A 20831-nucleotide genomic window follows, 5' to 3' on the forward strand; every position below is an offset into this window, starting at 1 on the left:
AATACAAAAATTGACAATTGCTTCACCGAGCGGTACAACAAATATACATCCGTTTCGGATTCAGGATTCTACAAATAACAAAGGAGATTGTTATGGCAGATAAGAAAGCTACTCTTCATATAGAAGGGAAAGCACCTATCGAACTGCCGATTATCGAGGGCTCAGAGGGCCAAGATGTAATCGATGTGCGAAAACTAGGCGCAAACGGTTTTTTTACATTTGATCCAGGTTTTCTAGCGACAGCCTCATGTGAATCTCAAATCACGTATATTGATGGCGATAAAGGAATTCTGCTACATCGTGGTTTTCCTATCGATCAATTAGCGAATAATGCTGATTACTTAGAAGTCTGTTACGTTCTGTTATATGGTGAAGTCCCTACCCGTGCTGAGTATGAACAATTTCGTACTACAGTTACTCGCCACACCATGGTGCATGAGCAAATCGCAAGTTTCTTCCATGGCTTTCGCCGTGATGCCCACCCAATGGCAATTATGTGTGGCGTCGTCGGAGCTTTATCAGCGTTCTACCATGATTCATTAGATATCAATAATGATCTTCACCGTGAAATAACCGCCTTTAGATTATTGTCTAAAATGCCAACCTTGGCCTCAATGTGTCATAAATACACCACTGGCCAGCCTTTTATTTATCCTCGTAATGATCTCGATTACGCTGAAAACTTCCTTCATATGATGTTTGCTACGCCATGTGAGGAATATGAAGTCAGCCCAGTTGTGTCACGCGCAATGGATAAAATTTTCACCCTTCATGCCGATCATGAACAAAACGCATCAACATCAACCGTTCGTTTAGCCGGCTCTTCAGGTGCGAATCCATTTGCTTGTATTGCAGCAGGTATTGCTTCTCTTTGGGGGCCAGCTCACGGCGGTGCCAACGAAGCATGTCTAAAAATGCTGGAAGAGATTGGTAGCGTAGACAATATTCCTGAGTTTATTGAGCGAGCCAAAGATAAAGATGACCCATTCCGTTTAATGGGCTTTGGCCATCGGGTATATAAAAACTACGATCCACGTGCAACAGTGATGCGCGAAGCCTGTCACGAAGTACTTGAAGAACTTAAAATTGATGATCCATTACTTGATGTAGCGATGGAACTTGAACGTATCGCACTGTCAGATGAATATTTTGTCAGTAAGAAACTATATCCGAACGTTGATTTCTATTCGGGTATTATTCTCAAAGCGATTGGTATTCCAGTATCAATGTTTACGGTTATTTTTGCGATGTCACGTGTTATTGGTTGGATTGCGCATTGGAACGAAATGCACAGTGATCCGACGAACCGTATTGGTCGTCCACGTCAGCTTTATACGGGTTATTCACAACGAGAATTTAAACCTCTCCATGAACGTGAGTAACTGAGGTTCGAGGTTCGAGGTTCGAGGTTCGAGGTTCGAGGTTCGAGGTTCGAGGTTCGAGGTTCGAGGTTCGAGGTTCGAGGTTCGAGGTTCGAGGTTCGAGGTTCGAGGTTCGAGGTTCGAGGTTCGAGAAAATAAAAAGGTTGAGACTAAAGCTCAACCTTTTTTACACTTAAAAAACAACAAGATAACTACCAATTATATCAAAGTAATTAGTTACACTGGGTTATTGATATCAATAAATTCAACATCACAACCATGTTCTTTCGCTAGCCATTCACCTAATGCTTTAACCCCATAACGTTCTGTTGCATGGTGCCCAGCGGCAAAATAATGAATACCAAGTTCACGTGCAATATGGGTTGTACGCTCTGATACTTCACCAGAAATAAACGCATCACAACCTTGCTCTACCGCAAGTTCAATATAATCTTGACCACCGCCAGTACACCAACCAACTTTTTTGATTAAAGCGGGTGCATTATCACCAATATGTAGTGGTTCACGTTGCAATGCCATCGCAATACGCGCTGCAAACTCTTCCCCTGTTAATGGCGTATCAAGTTCACCATAAATAGCAATTGAACGAGGGTTATTAATTTCTAATCCACCACTAATATCTAATCCAAGACGCTGCGCTAACTGAACGTTATTCCCCACCTGCGAATGAACATCAAGCGGTAAATGATAGGCATAAAGATTAATTCCATTTTCAATCAAAGCCTTAATACGACGATACTTCATTCCTCGAATTTCAGCAGCCTCACCTTTCCAGAAAAAACCATGATGAACGAGAATAGCATCTGCATGTTCGGCAATTGCACGATCAATCAATGCCTGACAAGCAGTAACCCCAGTGATGACCTTGTTGACCTCAGTCTTACCTTCTACTTGTAATCCATTAGGACAATAATCTTTCATCAATTGTGGTGATAAAAAATCATTTAACAAAGCTTCTAATTTAAGATTATTCATTGTCCAACCTTTTTTAATAACGTTATGCTATTGACTCTACAACATCTTATTCAAAAAATATCAGCCTTTAGTGACAATCTCAATCAACAACATCAATCACTCACAATGCTTATCTTATTATAAATACAAAAAAAGCCGCCATTGGCAGCTTTTTCAACAACAAATTGTCATACTAAATAAATCAGCTAACGACGTGAAGTACCATGTTCAAGTCGTGACAACCATAATGGTTTCGTGCTCGTCTGTGACCAGCAGCGGTACATATAACTCGTAAACCGTGTACGTTTATTAATAGGAATAAAAAGCAGCACCGGGAAACAGACGAAACCTAATAAAATCGTATAAATACGACGAGAGATAATATTCGCCATAGAAAATTGAGTGTACATTGCTAGCTCCTGCTTTTATAAACCTATTGGTACTTTAATCCAATAAATGAATGAATACTACAGAAATCAGGTCAATGATTAGCCAATAACAATAAAGAAAACGTTTACCTTAAGGAATATGTCAATATGTTACAGAATCATGATTTTTATCATCAAACAACGGCTGACTTTCATATGTTATTGACGATGCCTAATCTTGTGACCACCTGTGATTACGCGATGAGTAACCAATGGCTACACCAATTTTCAAAAAAGGCTATTATTCCAACCAATGTTCATTACCACGGTAATACACGTTTAGGCTTTTATTATCAATGGTTATGGCAACAGTTAATTATCCATCATCCCGATTACAGCCTTATTGGTGAAGAAATTCAATTACAGTGGCAACACCAGACTGTCGGTGCCATTGATTTTTTAGTCCATAACCATGGCAATAATGAAATTGAACATTGGGAAGTCGCTATCAAATTTTATTTAAGCTTCCAGCACCAATGGCCGGGTCCAAACGCTAACGATAATTTAGATAAAAAAACAAATAGAATGCGGAATCATCAACTCCAATTAACTACCCACCCTGCCTTTAGCCATCTCGACTATCCTCTGCCAACACAGCGTCGATTAATTATGCAAGGCCGCTTATTTAATGCGTGGCCAGAGGCTCAATCAGGCTCCGCTATGGTAATAAACCCCACCAGCCTCAAAGGTCATTGGTGTTATTGTTCACAAGCATCAGCACTGGCTTTGCGCGCATTAGAAAAACGGCAATGGATTGCGCCCCCCTCTTTTTCTCAATTAACAACAACACTTGATATCACTCAAATTATGGTACCGACGCAAGCAGTCGATAATAATGATACCGTTTGGTTTATTGTGCCAAACCATTGGCCTCAGCATAATCGTGAGCTATAAAAAAACGCCCTAATACTCTTTCAATAATGAAGAGAGTAATTAGGGCGTTTTTCGAATGTATTATCCGTTATGGCGCTAAGTTATTATAAACCAGCATCACTAAAGACTTTACTTACAATATCTTGTGCTTCTTTTTCGATAAGGGCTAGATGCTCTTTACCTTTAAAGCTTTCACAATAAATTTTATAGATATCTTCTGTACCCGATGGGCGAGCTGCAAACCAACCGTTTTCGGTCGTTACTTTCAAGCCACCAATCGCTGCACCATTACCTGGAGCATGTGTTAGTCGAGCAAGAATAGGTTCGCCTGCCAATGTTTCGGCAGCAACCATTTCTGGAGATAACTTGCTTAACACTGCTTTTTGTTCTTTATTAGCAACAGCTTGTAAGCGTGCATATTCTGAACTACCGAATTTAGCAGCAAGTTCATCGTAGTATTGTTGTGGGTTCTTACCTGTTACCGCTGTAATTTCTGCAGCAAGTAGACACAAAAGAATACCGTCTTTATCGGTTGACCAAGGCGTACCATCTTTACGTAAGAAAGAAGCTCCCGCACTTTCTTCGCCGCCAAAGCCCAAAGTACCGTTGTATAAGCCATCAACAAACCATTTAAAGCCAACAGGCACTTCAACTAATTCACGACCTAGTGCTGCAACAACACGGTCAATTAATGCACTTGATACTAATGTTTTACCAACAGCAACATTTTTACTCCACTCACTACGGTGACGGAATAAATAATCGATACAAACGGCAAGGTAATGATTAGGATTCATCAAACCAGCAGGTGTTACGATACCGTGACGATCGTAATCAGGGTCATTACCAAACGCTAAATCATAGTTATCTTTATAAGCAAGTAAACCTGCCATAGCATAAGGTGATGAACAGTCCATACGTACAACACCGTCTTTATCTAATGACATGAAACGGAACGATGGATCGATAGATTCATTTACTAATGTTAGGTCTAATGCATAATATTGAGCAATCTGACGCCAGTATTCGATACCAGAACCACCAAGTGGATCAACACCTAGCTTTAAGTTTGCTTTTTGAATTGCTTCAATATCAATAACATTTGCTAAATCAGCAACATAAGGTGCCACTAAATCTTGTTGTACAACAAGTTCAGAAGCAAAAGCGTCAGCAATTGACACACGCTTTACGTCAACCATACCATTCGCAATAATATCATTTGCACGTTGCTCAATAGCAGTAGTTAACTCACTTTCAGCTGGACCGCCGTGAACAGGGTTATACTTAATACCGCCATCTTGTGGTGGATTATGCGATGGAGTAATGACAATGCCGTCTGCTTTATCTGCATGTGCTTTATTGTGGCAAAGAATAGCATGAGAAATGCCAGGCGTTGGTGTGTAACCTAACCCTTCTTGTACTACTACTTTCACGTTATTCGCTACTAGCACTTCTAATGTTGAAGTGAACGCTGGCTCAGATAAAGCATGAGTATCCTTACCTAAAAATAGCGGTCCAGTTAAACCATTTGCTAGACGAACTTCAGCAATCGCTTGAGCAATAGCCCAAATATGATGCTGATTAAAAGTACCTTTATCAGCAGTACCACGATGTCCAGAAGTACCAAATGCTACCTTTTGTAGCGGATCAGTAATAGTTGGCTCAATCAGAAAATAATTAGCAACTAGTGCTGGAATATTATGCATATCTTCTTGCTGAGCGCGTTGACCCGCACGTGGATGGATTGCCATTGTCTTATCCTTGTAAAAACTCAATAGTGATTAAATTTCACCACAAACTTTATCAATAATATCAGAACTAAACCCCATCTTCGTCATTAATTGGTCAATCATTTGACGCTTTCTGTCGGTATTAGTATTTGTGATCACCCAAAATGGGGTAGTTGGAATAGCTTTTGGTTTTGTTGTTTTACCACTGGTGAGCAATGTTTCTTCATCATGGGCAAAATAAACGCGTGTACGTCCTTTAATTGCCGCTGCTTCAGCGAAACCGTCAGCATCAATACGATAAAGAGAAGATAAGATCAGCATAAAACGGCCAATGGCTTTTTCTTGTGCCGCAAATTCATCTGAAATTAACACAGTACGCATTTCTTTAACGCGATCTATGGTCGGCTCATTACCAGCATCTCTGCTCACAACAATGCCTTTAGGACGAACAGGCATCACAACTGCAGGTTGCTGCAATTGCTCTTCTGGCACCATAAGCAAGCGACGTAAAATATCAGAAGCGCTTTCACCAATATGTTGAGTTTGGCTAGCGATATAACGATATAGCTCTTCGTCTACCTCAATAGTCTTCATGGTATTATTCATTATCATTCCGTTTAAAATTCTGGGTACGATTATAGCCTGATCCGAGGTTATACTCTATGGTAAATACCACACCTAACTAGAGAAAATAGCCAGTGAATCTTCATTTTCGTGCTGAGGGCAAGGGTAAAACGATCGTTTTGATCCATGGTTTGTTCGGCAGCGCAGATAATCTTGGTCTTTTAGCCCGAGAATTAAAACATCATTATCACGTGATCAGCGTCGATCTTCGTAACCATGGTTTATCTCCGCACAACGATCTATTCAGCTATCAAGATCTTGCTCAAGATATTATTGATACGCTTGATCATTTAGCCATTGAACAATTTGATGTGGTTGGGCATTCAATGGGTGCTAAAGTTGCGATGGCATTAACGGCCTTAATCCCTCAACGTATCCATCACCTCGTTGTTCTCGATATGGCTCCCGTCGCCTATCAAGGTCACCGTCATCAAAATGTATTTGATGGCTTACGTGAAGTTAATCGTCATTTAATCACTAAACGCAGTGAAGCAGAACAGTATTTAGCACGTTTTATCAATGATGCTGGCGTACGACAGTTTTTATTAAAATCGTTAGTAAAAACAGAAACAGGTTACCAATGGCGATTTAATGTTGAAGGCTTAATTGCTAATTACGCCACAATCATGGGCTGGCACCCAGCTTCGCAACAATTCACAGGTAAAACTTTATTTATCAAAGGTCAACTCTCTGATTATATTGAACCTCAATACCGTGATGCGATCATGGCACAGTTTCCAAACGCCAAAGCACATGTGGTAGCGAATACAGGTCATTGGCTTCATGCGGAGAAATCCGAAACGGTTAATCGAATTATTAATCAATTTTTGGACCAATAAACTAAAATAATACGCCATTATAATTGATGGTTAACTACAGTAGACTACAGGACTAACTATTAAATCCCTTACTCTACTGTGATATAGTCCGTAAAGGTTTGATAGCAATCCGATAAGACTTATTGCTATCTTCTGCTCTAGAGTAATGCAATGAAAGCGACCACTAAGTAAGCTAACGTCATTAACTATGAGCTATCATGCCCTTATGATGTAGGGCTACAATAAACAATGATGATATTTGGGCGAAAAAACATCAAATCGCCATCAAAAAGTAATTATCATTGTGTCGTTTATACTGATTTCTGTAAACTGCCCAAAAGCAGTTAACAATTTAATATGGGTAATATCTACTATGGCGAGCGTTGGACTCTTCTTTGGTAGCGACACCGGTAATACCGAAGCTGTCGCTAAAATGATTCAGAAGCAACTAGGTAGCAAGCTAGTTGAAGTAAAAGATATTGCGAAAAGTAGTAAAGAAGATATCGACAACTTTGATCTGATACTACTAGGTATTCCTACTTGGTATTATGGTGAACCACAGTGTGATTGGGATGACTTTTTCCCAGAGCTAGAGCAAGTTGATTTTTCAACTAAACTTGTGGCTATCTTTGGTTGTGGTGACCAAGAAGATTACGCAGAATACTTCTGTGATGCGATGGGCACTGTGCGTGACATCGTTGAAAGTAAAGGCGGCACAATTGTTGGTAATTTCTCAACTGCTGGTTATGAGTTTGAAGCATCAAAAGCATTAGTTGATGATGCAAACTTCGTTGGCTTATGTATTGATGAAGACCGTCAACCAGAGCTAACAGCACCACGTGTTGAGCAATGGGTTAATCAAATCTTTGATGAAATGTGCCTAGCTGAACTTGCTGACTAATCACTAGCAGCAATCCAATAAGAACGCGCTTTAATGGCGCGTTTTTTATTTTTATCAAATATATTACGGCTTCAGACAATAACATTCCGCTACATATTCTTACCTACCGCTATAATTTCAATAGTAATCAACGATAACAAAAATTTATCAATTCGCTCATTCAATGGCTAAACCCTAAAAATAAAAACCATAAGTTTAACGACAGCTTAACCAAACTTACCTTATAGTAATCAAACAAGACAACACACTATATAAACTGGTATGATGATGCATTTATTTACATTTTCGTTACAAATCGACAAGAAAAATAAAAGTAACACTTCTGCTAGATAACTGACCTTTTAAGGTTTATTGTTATCGTTGCGTCACTTATAATGAATCTATATGAGAAAGACTACTGCAACATTTTTGCAGCTAGCCAACAGGAAAATCGGATGTCAGATAATAATCACGCGCTAAAGCAAGCTGGTCTTAAAGTAACACTTCCTCGTCTTAAGATTTTAGAAGTGCTTCAACAACCTGATTGCCAACACATCAGTGCTGAAGACCTGTATAAAAAACTCATCGATATCGGTGAAGAAATTGGCCTTGCGACCGTTTACCGTGTCCTTAACCAATTTGATGATGCAGGCATTGTAACTCGTCACCATTTTGAAGGTGGTAAATCGGTATTCGAATTAGCCACTCAACATCATCATGATCATCTCGTTTGTCTTGATTGTGGTAAAGTAATTGAATTTTCAGACGAAATGATTGAGCAACGCCAGAAAGACATCGCGGCACGCTACAATGTTCGTTTAACAAACCATAGCTTGTACCTATACGGTCATTGCATGGATGGCGATTGTAATGCCGATGAAACGTTACACGACGAAAAATAACAATGACTAGTTATTTTCGCCCTAAAAACCAGTGATCAGTATCACTGGTTTTTTTATCACTCAATCTTTGTCGCGACCCACATCACGATTCAAATAACGTTACAATTGATTGCGTGACAAATAATGGTTAATTACATATATATCAGTTAGTTACTTATATAGGGAATTAATCATGAAATCGAATTCATTAACTGTCGCTCTAATCACTGCTTTATCTTTAGGCTCTATGTCATCGGTTGCCAATGCCTGCACTCGTGTTTTATGGCAAACTCAAGATCAAGGTACCTTTGTTGCTCGTACCATGGACTGGTCAGAATCAACCCAACCGACATTAGTCAATTTCCCTCAAGGCTCTGAATATTCCACCCATTTAAGTCAATTAAATAATGTTAATGCTAAATATGCCGTTACCGGAATAACCGCCTATGGCATTGTTATGGATGGTATTAATTCACAAGGATTAAGCGGAAATGTTCTTTATGATGCCGAGATGGATTTAGGTAAATCAGACCCGCAACAAAAAGCAGGGGCAATAACGTACTTACGTCACCTATTATCACAATATAAAGACGTTAATGAATTAGTAGCAGCCATCAAAGATACACCACCGATTGAAGAGCTTATCAAAGGCATTCCAGTACGGATTGCACTTCATATTTCAGTTCAAGATCCAACCGGTGATAGTGCAATTATTGAATGGCGCGATGGCAAACCACAAATTTGGCATGGTAAACAATACACCGTAATGACAAATCAACCAGGTTATGCTCAACACCTTGCAAATATTCAACGCTCAGCACGTGGCTGGGGAGAACAAGATGCGCAATGGAGCCAAACAAACTTAGGAACGGGGGGTAATACAAATCCTGAAGATCGTTTTGTTCATGCCACATACTTTTCAAAGCACTTAAAACAACCAACCAGCATTATAAATGGCATTCTTAAGCTAGATTCTACTGTATTCCGTATTCCTCACGATGCACCAAACCGCCCAGTTAATGGCAAAATGGCAGGCTATGCCACGGAATATACAATCAATACCCATTTACAATCAGGCCAAACATTTATTCGTTATCAATGGGGAAATATTTACGCCCAATTTAACTACGACGTTAAAGCGATTCAGCAATCACAAAAGCTGATAAAATTTAATATTGTTAATAATGAATTAGCCGGCGACATTACTCAAAATATCATTGCCTCAAGTAAATAATTGACACCCTAACGACATAAAAAAAGCGCCTATTCCATTACTGAAATAGGCGCTTTTTAGCAAACATTAACGACTAATTAGTCACCAATTTTTGCCCAAGTATCACGTAGACCTACAGTACGGTTAAATACTAGGTGATCTGCACTTGAATCTTTGTTATCAGCACAGAAATAGCCCATACGCTCAAACTGGTATGCTTTTTCAGCTTCTGCTGCAACCAATACTGGCTCAACAAAACCATGCAATACCGTTAGCGATTCAGGGTTAATCACTGATACGAAATCTTCTGCAGCACCTGGATTTGGCACAGTAAATAGACGATCGTATAAACGAATTTCTGCTGGAATACCTGCTTGTGCAGATACCCAGTGAATAACACCTTTCACTTTACGACCGTCAGCTGGGTTTTTACCTAGCGTGTCTTTATCGTAAGTACAGTAAATAGTCGTGATATTACCTTCAGCGTCTTTTTCAATACGCTCAGCTTGAATCACGTATGCACCACGTAGACGTACTTCTTTACCTAATACTAAACGCTTATACTTCTTGTTCGCTTCTTCGCGGAAGTCTTCACGCTCAATGTAAAGTTCACGGCTAAATGGCACTTCACGCGTACCCATTTCTGGTTTATTCGGGTGATTAGCAACCATTAATGTTTCAGACTCACCATCAAAGTTTTCAATCACAACTTTAACGGGATCTAGAACCGCCATTGCACGAGGTGCATTTTCATTTAGATCATCACGAATACAAGATTCTAGTGAGCTAATTTCAATGGTATTGTCTTGCTTAGTCACACCAATACGCTTACAGAATTCACGCATAGAGCCCGGTGTAAAGCCGCGACGACGTAAACCAGAAATTGTTGGCATACGTGGATCATCCCAACCGTTAACAAGTTTATCGGTCACAAGTTGGTTTAGTTTACGCTTAGACATCACAGTATATTCAAGGTTTAGACGACTAAACTCATACTGATGTGGTGTGCAATCAATAGTGATATTTTCAAGAACCCAATCGTATAAACGACGGTTATCCATGAACTCAAGCGTACAAATAGAATGCGTAATGCCTTCTAACGCATCAGAAATACAATGCGTAAAGTCGTACATTGGGTAAATGCACCACTTATCACCCGTCTGGTGGTGATTTGCAAAACGAACGCGGTAAATAACCGGATCACGCATAACCATAAACGGTGATGCCATGTCGATTTTCGCACGTAGACACATTTTGCCTTCTTCAACTTCGCCGTTCTTCATTTTTTCAAATAAGGCTAAGTTTTCTTCGACACTACGATCGCGGTAAGGACTATGTTTACCCGCTTGCGTTAACGTACCGCGATATTCGCGCATTTGCTCAGGACTTAGCTCATCAACATATGCTAAGCCTTTATTAATTAATTCAATGGCAAACCCGTGAAGCTGATCAAAGTAGTTTGATGAATAACAAATCTCACCACTCCACTCAAAGCCTAACCAGTTAACATCGTTTTTAATAGACTCAACATATTCGATGTCTTCTTTCTCAGGGTTGGTGTCATCGAAACGTAAGTTACATTGACCCTGATAGTCCTGAGCAATACCGAAGTTCAAACAAATAGATTTCGCATGACCGATATGCAGATAACCATTTGGTTCTGGCGGGAATCGGGTATGTATGCTTGTATGTTTGCCACTTGCTAAATCCGTATCAATGATTTGACGGATAAAGTTAGTTGGACGAGCTTCAGATTCACTCATCTATTACACCTCGTGTACTTACAGGATTGAGAATTATGTACAGTTCATCAATATGAACTATGACTTTACACTATACCTCAATGCCGCTATGCAAAAAATCAAAAACGCAGTTATAACAAACAATAGTTGTGATTTTAATTAATAACGCGCAATAAAAAGCCGACGATGGTCATCCCATCGTCGGCAATAAAGCGATCATATAATGATCAGAGCTTACATTGTTATTAGTCGATTACAGTGTTGTTACACGACTGAAACGTTTACCATTACCACTTACAGCGCGGATTTCAACTTTGCCAGTCACACTTGGTTGTGCTTTCGCATCATAAGTGTTCCATGTTTTACCTGCATCCGTTGAGTACTGTAGTGTCAGACCTGGCATGCTTACGTTCATCGCAAGTTTACCGTTTTCAATCTTAGCGCCAGGTACTGGTACGCGGTATTGAATACCCGCAGCATCAAGTTTCGCAAGTTCACGTTGACCTAATACGTTAGCAAAACGCTGCCATTCATTATGAAGTGCTTTCTTGTTTACATGGTTAGAATCTTGAGAATATTCAACACCTACTTGGTATTCATTTTCCCACTCACCTTTATGCCATGCTCGTTCAGCAGCAGCTAATACACGAGGGAACACCATGTATTCATACTGCTTATCGTTACCTACTGTCTCACTCCAAAGCTGAGCAGAAAGACCATGGAAACCTTTTGATTTCACAGTACCTTTACTTGTAAAGCCATTGCCATCACGGTCAAGTGATGTTTCAGCATTTTGTGGTAAGTTCTCTGGCGCAAAACCAAACATCTTACGAGTATCTGTTGCACGTGTTGCCCAGTAGTAGCCACGCTCTGATGGATCTACTTCATATGGCATATCCATGTAAACATAATCAGGGTTTGATACTACAACATCGTAGCCTTTATCAGCCCACTCATAAGCTGATGCACCGCCGCCCCAGTACAGAACGTCCCAGAAGTTTACACGTACATTATCAGTACCAAATGCTTTTGAATCTTTTGAATACTTCAAGCCATCTTGCCATGCTTGGAAGTTTTCAATGCCCTTACCATTAACGACTTCACTGATTTTCTCAGCAAAATGACTTGGTAGGTGATCATAATCAGCCACAACACCTTCTGCGATCAATTTCTGACAGATTGGTGATTTCTGGTATGGCTTATTTTGCTTAGATTGGTCAATAGAACCCGTCCAAGCTGTTTGCTCTGCAGCATTAATATCTTGGAAGCCTGCGTTTAACTTAATGTTTTTCGCTTCATCGCCACCGAAGTGCCATGTATTTAGCGGCATACCCGCTTCTTTATGCATAGCTTGAAGTTCAGAAATAACTTTATCTACAAACTTTACAGAAGAATCCATACATGGGTTGATGAAACTACGCTTATCGTAGAACTGTACGGTGGTTACGTTTGACGTATCTTGTGGATCCATCAAACGGTATTCGTTCGCTTCATCCATCTTGCCTTCAGCAGCAAGACGTTTATAACGCGCTTCCATCGCAACCACGGCTGCACGTGCGTGTGCTGGCATATCGATTTCAGGGATCACTTCGATACCACGTGCTTTCGCGTATTTTAGAATATCTAAGTAGTCTTGCTTACTGTAGTAACCAGAGCCATCGGTATCTGACGTTGGGCCTGAACCTAATTGAGGTAACAGACATGTTGTTTCAGATAGATCATGACAACGCTTACTACCAATGTCAGTCAGTTCTGGTAAACCAGGAATCTCTACACGCCAACCTTCATCATCAGATAGGTGGAAGTGGAATTTGTTCATCTTGTACGCAGCCATTTGGTCTAACGTACGCAGAATAACGTCTTTTGAGTGGAAGTTACGACCCACATCAACCATCACGCCACGGTAATCAAAACGTGGAGCATCAGTAACTTCTAATGTAGGAATACTATTTTTAGCACCTGTGCTCATTAGAGAGATCAGTGACTGTACGCCATAGAATGCACCTTGGTCATCAAAACCAATAATAGTTGCACCTGTAGGAGTTACATCCAATGTGTAAGCGCCAGCGATTTGCTGATCTTTAGCAAATGAACCCGGTAGACGACTTACTTTTACTGGGTATTGACCTTTAGTATTAACACCCAGTACGTCAAGACGCTCATTCACCGCAGCCATCATGTCAGCTGGCAATGTGAAGTTAGCAATTTTAATACCGTTTGCTAATGAAACAGTGTTGCCTGTTAGCTTGGTACTTAATGGCGTGGGAACAATGGTTGCAGCCACTTCTGTCGTAGCTAACACATTGATATCTTGGTTTTTATTAAAACGTGTTTCAGCGGTTGCAAGCACGTTATTATCGGCTTTAACACGCTTGAATTGGTCACCTTTAAGTGGCACCAAGTAATCACCTGGATCTGCTGAATCTGTACTCTTAATTGTTTGTGGCGCAGCATCACCTGATGTTACGTATGCACGAGGCATGTAGTCATTTTCGAAAAGTGTCCAGTATTCGCCAATGTAAGGAATAACAACCTTCTCACCTTCAGCAAAACCATCAAACTTGTCTGTTGGCTCTAACGTATGAAGGTCACCTGTTACGTGTGTAACTTTAAATTGGTCGTTTTGAACTTCAAGAATTTGGCGAATGCTGCTGAAATAAATTTTCCAGTCAGTCCCCGTTACTGCTGGGCCATTATTTTCCAGCGTTAAATTAATTAGATCACAAGATGCCCATTCTGCGCCTAGCGTCTTACACTGTAGGCCTTCTTCTGCACCGTGTTGAGTAACAATTTCATAAGTAACATCAAGGTTATTAGCTAAATTTTTAACAACCTTCTCATCATCATTTCCTTGAGTTGCACAACCAGTTACTGCTAGTGCAATGAAAGATGCTAACGCTGTAAGTTTAATAGTCATGAAATATTCCTTTCTCCCGATATCCCTTAAAATGAAGGGAAAATCTATATAGAGCCCAAAAGTTGGGTACTCAAAATGCCGATCTTGATATCTTACAATTAAAATATCAGGACCGGTCTAATTAAAAGTGTTGCGGTATTTCGTGTGTCGCCTAATTACTTAAGAATTTAAATAATTATGGAAGTTTTACTGCTGATAGATCTTCTGATGCTGGAATCTTTTTCATTTCGCCAGCAACGATTTCAGCTAGAGGGCCAAGGATAACTTGTAGGTTGTTTGAACCTAGTTTAACCACACCCATTGCACCTAGTGCTTTTAATGTTTTTTCATCAGCTAGGCTACTGTCTTTTAGTGTAAGACGTAGACGAGTGATACAAGCATCAATGTTTTCTAGGTTACCGTGACCACCAAGCGCTTTTAAGTATTGCTTAGCTAACTCACCAGTTTCAGTTGAACCTTTTACTGATGATTTGTCATCTGCTTCGTCATCTTCACGGCCTGGCGTTTTAAGATTAAACTTAATAATCGCAAAGCGGAAGATTCCATAGTAAATACCGAAGAATGCAATACCTTGAAGAATCAACATGTACCAGTTAACTGCTAATGGGTTACGTGCTGACAATACCATGTCGACAAGACCTGCAGAGAAACCGAAACCAGACATCCAGTGCATTGATGCTGCAATATATACAGAGATACCTGCTAATGCTGCGTGGATAACATAAAGTGGTGGTGCAAGGAACATGAATGCAAATTCTAGTGGCTCAGTAACACCAGTGAAGAATGATGCAAAACCAGCAGCAATTAATAATGAAGCTGTACGCTCTTTATTCTTAAGCTTCGCTGTGTGGTACATCGCTAATGCTGCACCAGGTAGACCAAACATCATTACTGGGTAGAAACCCGCTTGATACATACCAGTTACACCTGGAACACCTTGACCACTTAAGAAGTTAGGAATGTCGTTAATACCAGCAACATCAAACCAGAATACTGAGTTCAGTGCGTGGTGAAGACCAACAGGAATCAATAGACGGTTAAAGAATGCATAGATACCAGCACCTGCTGCACCCATACCTTGGATACTTTCACCAAAGCTAACAAGACCGTTGTAAACTAGTGGCCATACGAACAGTAATACTGCTGCGATAGCGATACCAGCAACGGATGTTAGAATTGGAATTAAACGCTTACCACTGAAGAATGATAATGTTTTATGCAATTCAACGTTAGAGTAACGGTTATAGATTTCTGCAGAAACGATACCAACCAAGATACCAACAAATTGGTTATTAATCTTAGCAAAAGCGGCTGGAACAGCACTTGCGTCGATACCTTGGATCATTGCAACTGATCCTGGTGATAGCAACGTAGTTACAACAGTGTAACCAACGAAACCAGCTAGTGCAGCTGCACCGTCTTTATCTTTTGACATGCCGTATGCAACACCAATTGCAAACAATACTGACATGTTATCGATAATTGAAGAGCCCGCTTTAATTAGGAACGCAGCAATTGCTGAGTTTGCACCCCAACCAGATGGATCAACCCAATAGCCAATACCCATTAAAATTGCCGCTGCAGGAAGTACTGCAACTGGCACCATTAGTGCTTTACCTACTTTTTGAAAATATCCAAGAATATTCACCCTTAGTTCCCCCTATGGTTTTCTTAGATGCGATAGTGATAGCTTTTTTTTGCCATCTCTTTTTTGTCCTTTGCAGTTTATGAATTTTATTTCGCTCCGCAAATTAAAACATCATCATTTGTGATCTTAATCACCGACCGAAGACAGAACTGAGTGATTTTGCTAGCTCGATCATAAAACTTATTTTATCATTCGAAACAAAGGCGCTATGCCGCTAAGATTTTTCCTGTTTTAACTATCTTCAACGAGGTGTCAACGTGAGACTAATCCCGCTTAATAACGCTAAAGATGTTGGTTTATGGTCTGCTCGCTACATTGCAGATCGCATTAATAAGTTCCAACCAACAGCTGAGCGTCCATTTGTGCTAGGTCTACCTACAGGTGGTACACCACTTCCGACATACCAGCGTTTGATTGAATTATACCAAGCTGGCGAAGTAAGCTTTAAAAACGTCGTGACATTCAACATGGATGAATATGTTGGTATGGCGGCTGATCACCCTGAATCATACCGTAACTTCATGTATAACAACTTCTTTAGCCATGTTGATATGCAAGAGCAAAACATCAACTTACTTGATGGTAATGCCGCAGATCACGAAGCTGAATGTCAACGTTACGAAGACAAAATCAAAACTTACGGCCGCATCAATTTATTCATGGGTGGCGTGGGTAACGACGGTCATATCGCATTCAACGAACCTGCATCATCACTCGCTTCTCGTACTCGTATCAAAACGCTTACGCACGAAACTCGTATTGCAAACTCTCGTTTCTTTGATGGTGATATCAACCAAGTTCCTAAATATTCATTAACTATTGGTGTGGGTACACTACTAGATTCTGAAGAAGTAATGATTCTGATCACAGGTCACAACAAGGCACAAGCACTTGAAGCCGCTGTTGAAGGTTGTGTAAACCACCTATGGACTGTATCTGCACTACAGCTTCACCCTAAATCAATGATCATTTGTGATGAGCCATCAACTCAAGAACTTAAAGTGAAAACAGTTAAGTACTTCCAAGAGTTAGAAGCTGAAAACCTGACACACATCTAATCTAGAACCGTGTCATTTTTAGGTACGAAATAATATTTATTGTTTATCGTCACCGAACATTGAATAAACGCCGCCACCCTGACGGCGTTTTACTTTCCTCATTGAAATTAAACACAAAAAAGAATAATTGTGACTATTAACAATACAGTTATGGTTTACAATTCGCTTGTTAGCGATATATCCCTTCTCTATAGCTCGTTTTTCGTATTTTAGTGACCAATGCCACAGCCCAAGCAAGCATCAACAACGATTTCTTTATTTTTACTCATAAGAAAGTATATTAGTGTGTTAATTAATGTATTGAAAAATGCAATACATCAAACAATTCGACACTAATAATCATCAAAATTAATTAAATCCGTGTCGAATAATAGGTAGCGCTTTGATAAAGACGATAACGATAACTCATCATCATAATCATCTTCAGGCGATAATTATTAACGCTAATTACGAGCAGAACTAAATTATGACAGGCGGACAAATTGGTAATGTTGATCTGGTCAAGCAGCTAAATAGTGCTGCGGTATACCGACTTATCGACTTGCAGGGCCCCATATCTCGCATTCAGGTCGCTGATATTAGTCACCTCGCGCCTGCAAGTGTCACTAAAATCACCCGTCAGTTACTGGAGCGTGGCTTAATAAAAGAAGTCGCTCAACAGGCTTCAACGGGAGGTAGAAGAGCTATCTCACTGACAACTGAATCAGTGAACTTTCACTCTATCGCTGTACGCATTGGCCGCAACAATATTGAAATAACCCTTTATGACCTCAGCGGTAAACATATTACTGGTGCGGCCTACCCATTTTTATATTCAGACCAAGATGTATTAGCCGAAGGCCTCATCAAATATATTCAAGAATTTATTGATAATAATCAGAATGTAATGAAAGAATTAGTGGCATTTGGCATTATTCTTCCAGGGCTTGTGAACCCAGAAACCGGCACAGTTACTTACATGCCAAATATTAACGTTCACGACTTTGAACTTGCACATATTCTACAAAAAACATTCAATATTATTACCTTTGTCGGTAATGATGTTAGAGGCTTAGCACTGGCAGAGCATTTCTTTGGTGCCAGCCGTGATTGTAAAGACTCCATCTTAGTTAGCATGCATAACGGTACAGGGGCTGGCATTATCGTTAATGGCCAAGTCTTCCTCGGCCAAAACCGTAATGTCGGTGAAATTGGTCACATTCAAATTGATCCTTTAGGTGATAAATGCCAATGCGGTAATTTTGGCTGCTTAGAAACGGTAGCCTCTGATCCTGCGGTCATTATGCATGTCAAAAACCTACTCAGCCAAGGCTACCCAAGTAGTTTACAAGACTTGGAAGAGGTCACTATGCCTGCCATTTGTGACGCGGCTAACAATGGTGATGAACTGGCCATTCAAGCATTACTGAAAGTCGGTCACCATCTTGGTAAAGCTTTAGCAATGACGATTAATTTATTCAACCCGCAAAAGATTATTCTGGCGGGTAATATTACTCAAGCCCAAGCTATTGTATTACCTGCAATACGTCGTTGTGTGGAAAACCAATCATTATCTGCTTTTAATCATGATTTGCCGATTGTCGCGTCAGAGTTATATAACCAACCGACCATAGGTGCTTTCTCTATGATTAAACGCGCCATGCTTAATGGTGTACTGCTACAACGCTTACTCGAAGATTAAGTCACCACGATCTCCATTCATAAGAGCGAATAACTATCGTTCTTATCAAACCACCATTACAAAAAAGGGGGATTAATCTCAAATGATTAATCCCCCTAATGCTATTATTGTTACCAATTATATTTCCGCACACTACTTGCAAGGATGTAGTCTAAGATATGGAGCTACTGTATATTAGCGCGGCTTTTCTAGCCGGTTTTATTGCCCTTCGTTGTAAATTACCCCCTTTAGTTGGCTTTTTAGTCGCTGGCTTTACGCTTAATAGTTTTGGTTTTCAACCGACACCAGCACTGACAACGTTAGCCGATCTTGGCGTGACATTATTGTTATTTACCATTGGCTTAAAACTTGACATAAAAACTTTACTTAACAAAGAAGTATGGGGCGGCGCAACCATACACAATCTATTATCTACCGCCTTGTTTACGCTATTTCTGTTAGTGCTAAAACAATTAGGACTAACAATGTTTGCCGAAATGGCACTCAGTCAATTAGTACTGATTGGCTTTGCATTATCATTTTCTAGTACTGTTTTTGCCGTCAAACTGCTACAAGACAAAGGAGAATTAAACGCTAAATATGGTACCGTCGCGATTGGTATCCTGGTTATGCAGGATATTTTTGCAGTACTCTTTCTCACTATATCCAGCGGTAAAATCCCAGATATTACTGCACTTGGTTTGTTTGCCCTGCCTTTACTACGTCCATTGTTATATCGCATCCTCGATAAAGCTGGACACGGTGAAATATTAGTCTTGTATGCGGTTATACTTGCACTGGTTGCAGGTGCAGGTTTATTTGAAATTGTCGGGATGAAACCAGACTTAGGTGCCTTGATATTAGGCATGCTAATGGCTGGTCATCCTAAAGCATCAGAGATGGCTAAATCATTGTTTAATTTTAAAGAACTCCTCTTGGTATGCTTCTTTTTAAACATTGGTCTCGCAGAATCCCCTACCGTCAATGGTATGTTAATGGCACTGGTACTAATGCTGCTATTACCACTAAAAGGCATTCTTTATTACGCCGTATTCCATTTATGTCGCTATCGTGTACGAACCTCAATGTTAGCCACGTTAACCTTATTTAATTACAGTGAATTTGGCCTTATTGTGGGTGGTGTCGCCTATAAAATGGGGTTATTACCGGGTACATTTTTAGTGGCCATGGCTATCGCCGTCTCCTTATCATTTCTACTCGCTGCACCACTGAACAGTATGAGTCATAAACTCTATACTGAAGCGGCTAAGCGACTAAAAGAATTTGATCCTGATCGATTAAATTGTAATGACAAACTGATTGATTTAGGAAATGCCAGTATTCTTATTCTAGGCATGGGACGTATCGGTTCAGGCGCCTATGACGAGTTAGAAAGTCGGTATGGTCAACAGATTATTGGGGTTGAGACTCGTCAAGAATCAGTAGAGTTACATCGCCAGCAACAGCGTAATGTCATTCATGGTGATGCCACCGACCCTGATTTTTGGGAACGGGTTATCAAAAATCATCACATTGAGCTTATTTTATTAGCGATGCCAAATGGCACCGCCAACATTTACGCTTTAGATCAGCTTAAAAGCCGCCATTTCCAAGGGAAAATAGCTGCTATAGCTAAATACAGTGATGAAGAGACCCAATTACATCAGCAAGGTATTGATGCAGCCTTTAATATTTACAGCGAAGCAGGTAGCGGTTTTGCGCGTGATGTCTGTGACCACCTTCAACCTCAGATATCCCCTCTCAAAACGTCCTAAGTTGCGCTTCAAAAGTTAGATATTTCGCAATGAAAAATAAACAATGGCGCCACCATTGTTTATTTTTTTAATTAAAAAACTACCGTTAAATAGATAATATTCAGAAAAAGCCATTTTAAATAGATAATATTCACCACCAGCGCTTTAATTAAATATAATTACAATAATTGGTTGTAATTTATTAACGAATACGTGATTTTAACAATCAACGAGAAAAGAGATGTGGCATCAACATCAATTATCATAAT

16 protein-coding genes are annotated in these 20831 nt (G+C 40.0%); 9 read left to right on the forward strand and 7 right to left on the reverse strand.

Going from position 1 to position 20831, the window contains the following annotated elements; genetic code table 11:
• The first annotated feature begins 92 nt into the window (after positions 1-92).
• Complete coding sequence (locus tag CZ809_RS07770; protein ID WP_080156853.1) at positions 93-1382, forward strand: citrate synthase; 1290 nt, start codon at positions 93-95, stop codon at positions 1380-1382.
• Between the two features lie 216 nt (positions 1383-1598).
• Here CZ809_RS07770 and CZ809_RS07780 read toward each other — a convergent pair whose 3' ends face one another.
• Positions 1599-2357, reverse strand: a complete 759-nt coding sequence (locus CZ809_RS07780) for a Nif3-like dinuclear metal center hexameric protein (RefSeq protein ID WP_080156854.1) — start codon at positions 2355-2357, stop codon at positions 1599-1601.
• Positions 2358-2542: 185 nt separating this feature from the next.
• Entirely contained in the window at positions 2543-2746 is a 204-nt protein-coding gene (locus CZ809_RS07785; RefSeq protein ID WP_080156855.1) for a DUF2517 family protein, read from the reverse strand.
• A gap of 126 nt (positions 2747-2872) precedes the next feature.
• Here CZ809_RS07785 and CZ809_RS07790 point away from each other — a divergent pair, with 126 nt between their 5' ends.
• Positions 2873-3658 carry a DUF1853 family protein gene (locus tag CZ809_RS07790; protein WP_080156856.1) on the forward strand — a complete coding sequence of 262 codons (786 nt, stop codon included), beginning with the start codon at positions 2873-2875 and terminating at the stop codon, positions 3656-3658.
• 83 nt (positions 3659-3741) lie between these two features.
• Here CZ809_RS07790 and pgm read toward each other — a convergent pair whose 3' ends face one another.
• Positions 3742-5388 carry a phosphoglucomutase (alpha-D-glucose-1,6-bisphosphate-dependent) gene (gene pgm, locus CZ809_RS07795; RefSeq protein WP_080156857.1) on the reverse strand — a complete coding sequence of 549 codons (1647 nt, stop codon included), beginning with the start codon at positions 5386-5388 and terminating at the stop codon, positions 3742-3744.
• Positions 5389-5418: 30 nt separating this feature from the next.
• Entirely contained in the window at positions 5419-5961 is a 543-nt protein-coding gene (gene seqA, locus CZ809_RS07800; RefSeq protein ID WP_080157181.1) for a replication initiation negative regulator SeqA, read from the reverse strand.
• Between the two features lie 104 nt (positions 5962-6065).
• On the opposite strand from seqA, the gene CZ809_RS07805 reads away from it, so the two are divergent.
• From CZ809_RS07805 to CZ809_RS07820, 4 genes are all read left to right on the forward strand, one after another.
• Positions 6066-6830, forward strand: coding sequence for an alpha/beta fold hydrolase (locus CZ809_RS07805; protein ID WP_080156858.1), 765 nt, complete (start codon positions 6066-6068; stop codon positions 6828-6830).
• Positions 6831-7182: 352 nt separating this feature from the next.
• Entirely contained in the window at positions 7183-7710 is a 528-nt protein-coding gene (gene fldA / locus CZ809_RS07810; protein WP_045072059.1) for a flavodoxin FldA, read from the forward strand.
• A gap of 434 nt (positions 7711-8144) precedes the next feature.
• On the forward strand, positions 8145-8591 hold the full coding sequence (fur, locus tag CZ809_RS07815; RefSeq protein WP_080156859.1) for a ferric iron uptake transcriptional regulator: 447 nt from the start codon (positions 8145-8147) through the stop codon (positions 8589-8591).
• Positions 8592-8763: 172 nt separating this feature from the next.
• Positions 8764-9804, forward strand: coding sequence for a linear amide C-N hydrolase (locus tag CZ809_RS07820; protein ID WP_144396172.1), 1041 nt, complete (start codon positions 8764-8766; stop codon positions 9802-9804).
• A 77-nt stretch (positions 9805-9881) separates the two neighbouring features.
• Here CZ809_RS07820 and glnS read toward each other — a convergent pair whose 3' ends face one another.
• From glnS to nagE, 3 genes are all read right to left on the reverse strand, one after another.
• On the reverse strand, positions 9882-11546 hold the full coding sequence (gene glnS / locus CZ809_RS07825) for a glutamine--tRNA ligase (RefSeq protein ID WP_080156861.1): 1665 nt from the start codon (positions 11544-11546) through the stop codon (positions 9882-9884).
• Between the two features lie 232 nt (positions 11547-11778).
• Positions 11779-14442: a beta-N-acetylhexosaminidase gene (locus CZ809_RS07830; protein WP_080156862.1), complete on the reverse strand. Its 2664-nt coding sequence runs from the start codon at positions 14440-14442 to the stop codon at positions 11779-11781.
• Between the two features lie 175 nt (positions 14443-14617).
• Positions 14618-16090: an N-acetylglucosamine-specific PTS transporter subunit IIBC gene (gene nagE / locus CZ809_RS07835; RefSeq protein ID WP_080156863.1), complete on the reverse strand. Its 1473-nt coding sequence runs from the start codon at positions 16088-16090 to the stop codon at positions 14618-14620.
• Between the two features lie 257 nt (positions 16091-16347).
• Between nagE and nagB the strand changes: the two genes are divergently transcribed.
• The 3 genes from nagB (at position 16348) to CZ809_RS07850 (ending at position 20583) form a co-directional block, all read left to right on the forward strand.
• Positions 16348-17148, forward strand: coding sequence for a glucosamine-6-phosphate deaminase (gene nagB / locus CZ809_RS07840; protein WP_080156864.1), 801 nt, complete (start codon positions 16348-16350; stop codon positions 17146-17148).
• A 466-nt stretch (positions 17149-17614) separates the two neighbouring features.
• Complete coding sequence (gene nagC / locus CZ809_RS07845; RefSeq protein WP_080156865.1) at positions 17615-18829, forward strand: DNA-binding transcriptional regulator NagC; 1215 nt, start codon at positions 17615-17617, stop codon at positions 18827-18829.
• Between the two features lie 158 nt (positions 18830-18987).
• The gene (locus CZ809_RS07850; protein ID WP_080156866.1) at positions 18988-20583 is read left to right on the forward strand and encodes a cation:proton antiporter domain-containing protein; all 1596 of its coding nucleotides are present in this window, start codon (positions 18988-18990) and stop codon (positions 20581-20583) included.
• Positions 20584-20831: the final 248 nt, after the last annotated feature.

The organism is Photobacterium piscicola, assembly GCF_900166965.1.
Lineage (GTDB): Bacteria > Pseudomonadota > Gammaproteobacteria > Enterobacterales > Vibrionaceae > Photobacterium > Photobacterium piscicola.

Coding starts and splice junctions, on each gene's coding strand:
- CZ809_RS07850 (WP_080156866.1), top strand. CDS start 18,988: ATGGAGCTACTGTATATTAGCGCGGCTTTTCTAGCCGGTTTTATTGCC.
- CZ809_RS07780 (WP_080156854.1), bottom strand. CDS start 2,357: ATGAATAATCTTAAATTAGAAGCTTTGTTAAATGATTTTTTATCACCA.
- CZ809_RS07785 (WP_080156855.1), bottom strand. CDS start 2,746: ATGTACACTCAATTTTCTATGGCGAATATTATCTCTCGTCGTATTTAT.
- CZ809_RS07770 (WP_080156853.1), top strand. CDS start 93: ATGGCAGATAAGAAAGCTACTCTTCATATAGAAGGGAAAGCACCTATC.
- fur (WP_080156859.1), top strand. CDS start 8,145: ATGTCAGATAATAATCACGCGCTAAAGCAAGCTGGTCTTAAAGTAACA.
- glnS (WP_080156861.1), bottom strand. CDS start 11,546: ATGAGTGAATCTGAAGCTCGTCCAACTAACTTTATCCGTCAAATCATT.
- seqA (WP_080157181.1), bottom strand. CDS start 5,961: ATGAAGACTATTGAGGTAGACGAAGAGCTATATCGTTATATCGCTAGC.
- CZ809_RS07820 (WP_144396172.1), top strand. CDS start 8,764: ATGAAATCGAATTCATTAACTGTCGCTCTAATCACTGCTTTATCTTTA.
- nagC (WP_080156865.1), top strand. CDS start 17,615: ATGACAGGCGGACAAATTGGTAATGTTGATCTGGTCAAGCAGCTAAAT.
- pgm (WP_080156857.1), bottom strand. CDS start 5,388: ATGGCAATCCATCCACGTGCGGGTCAACGCGCTCAGCAAGAAGATATG.
- fldA (WP_045072059.1), top strand. CDS start 7,183: ATGGCGAGCGTTGGACTCTTCTTTGGTAGCGACACCGGTAATACCGAA.
- CZ809_RS07790 (WP_080156856.1), top strand. CDS start 2,873: ATGTTACAGAATCATGATTTTTATCATCAAACAACGGCTGACTTTCAT.
- CZ809_RS07830 (WP_080156862.1), bottom strand. CDS start 14,442: ATGACTATTAAACTTACAGCGTTAGCATCTTTCATTGCACTAGCAGTA.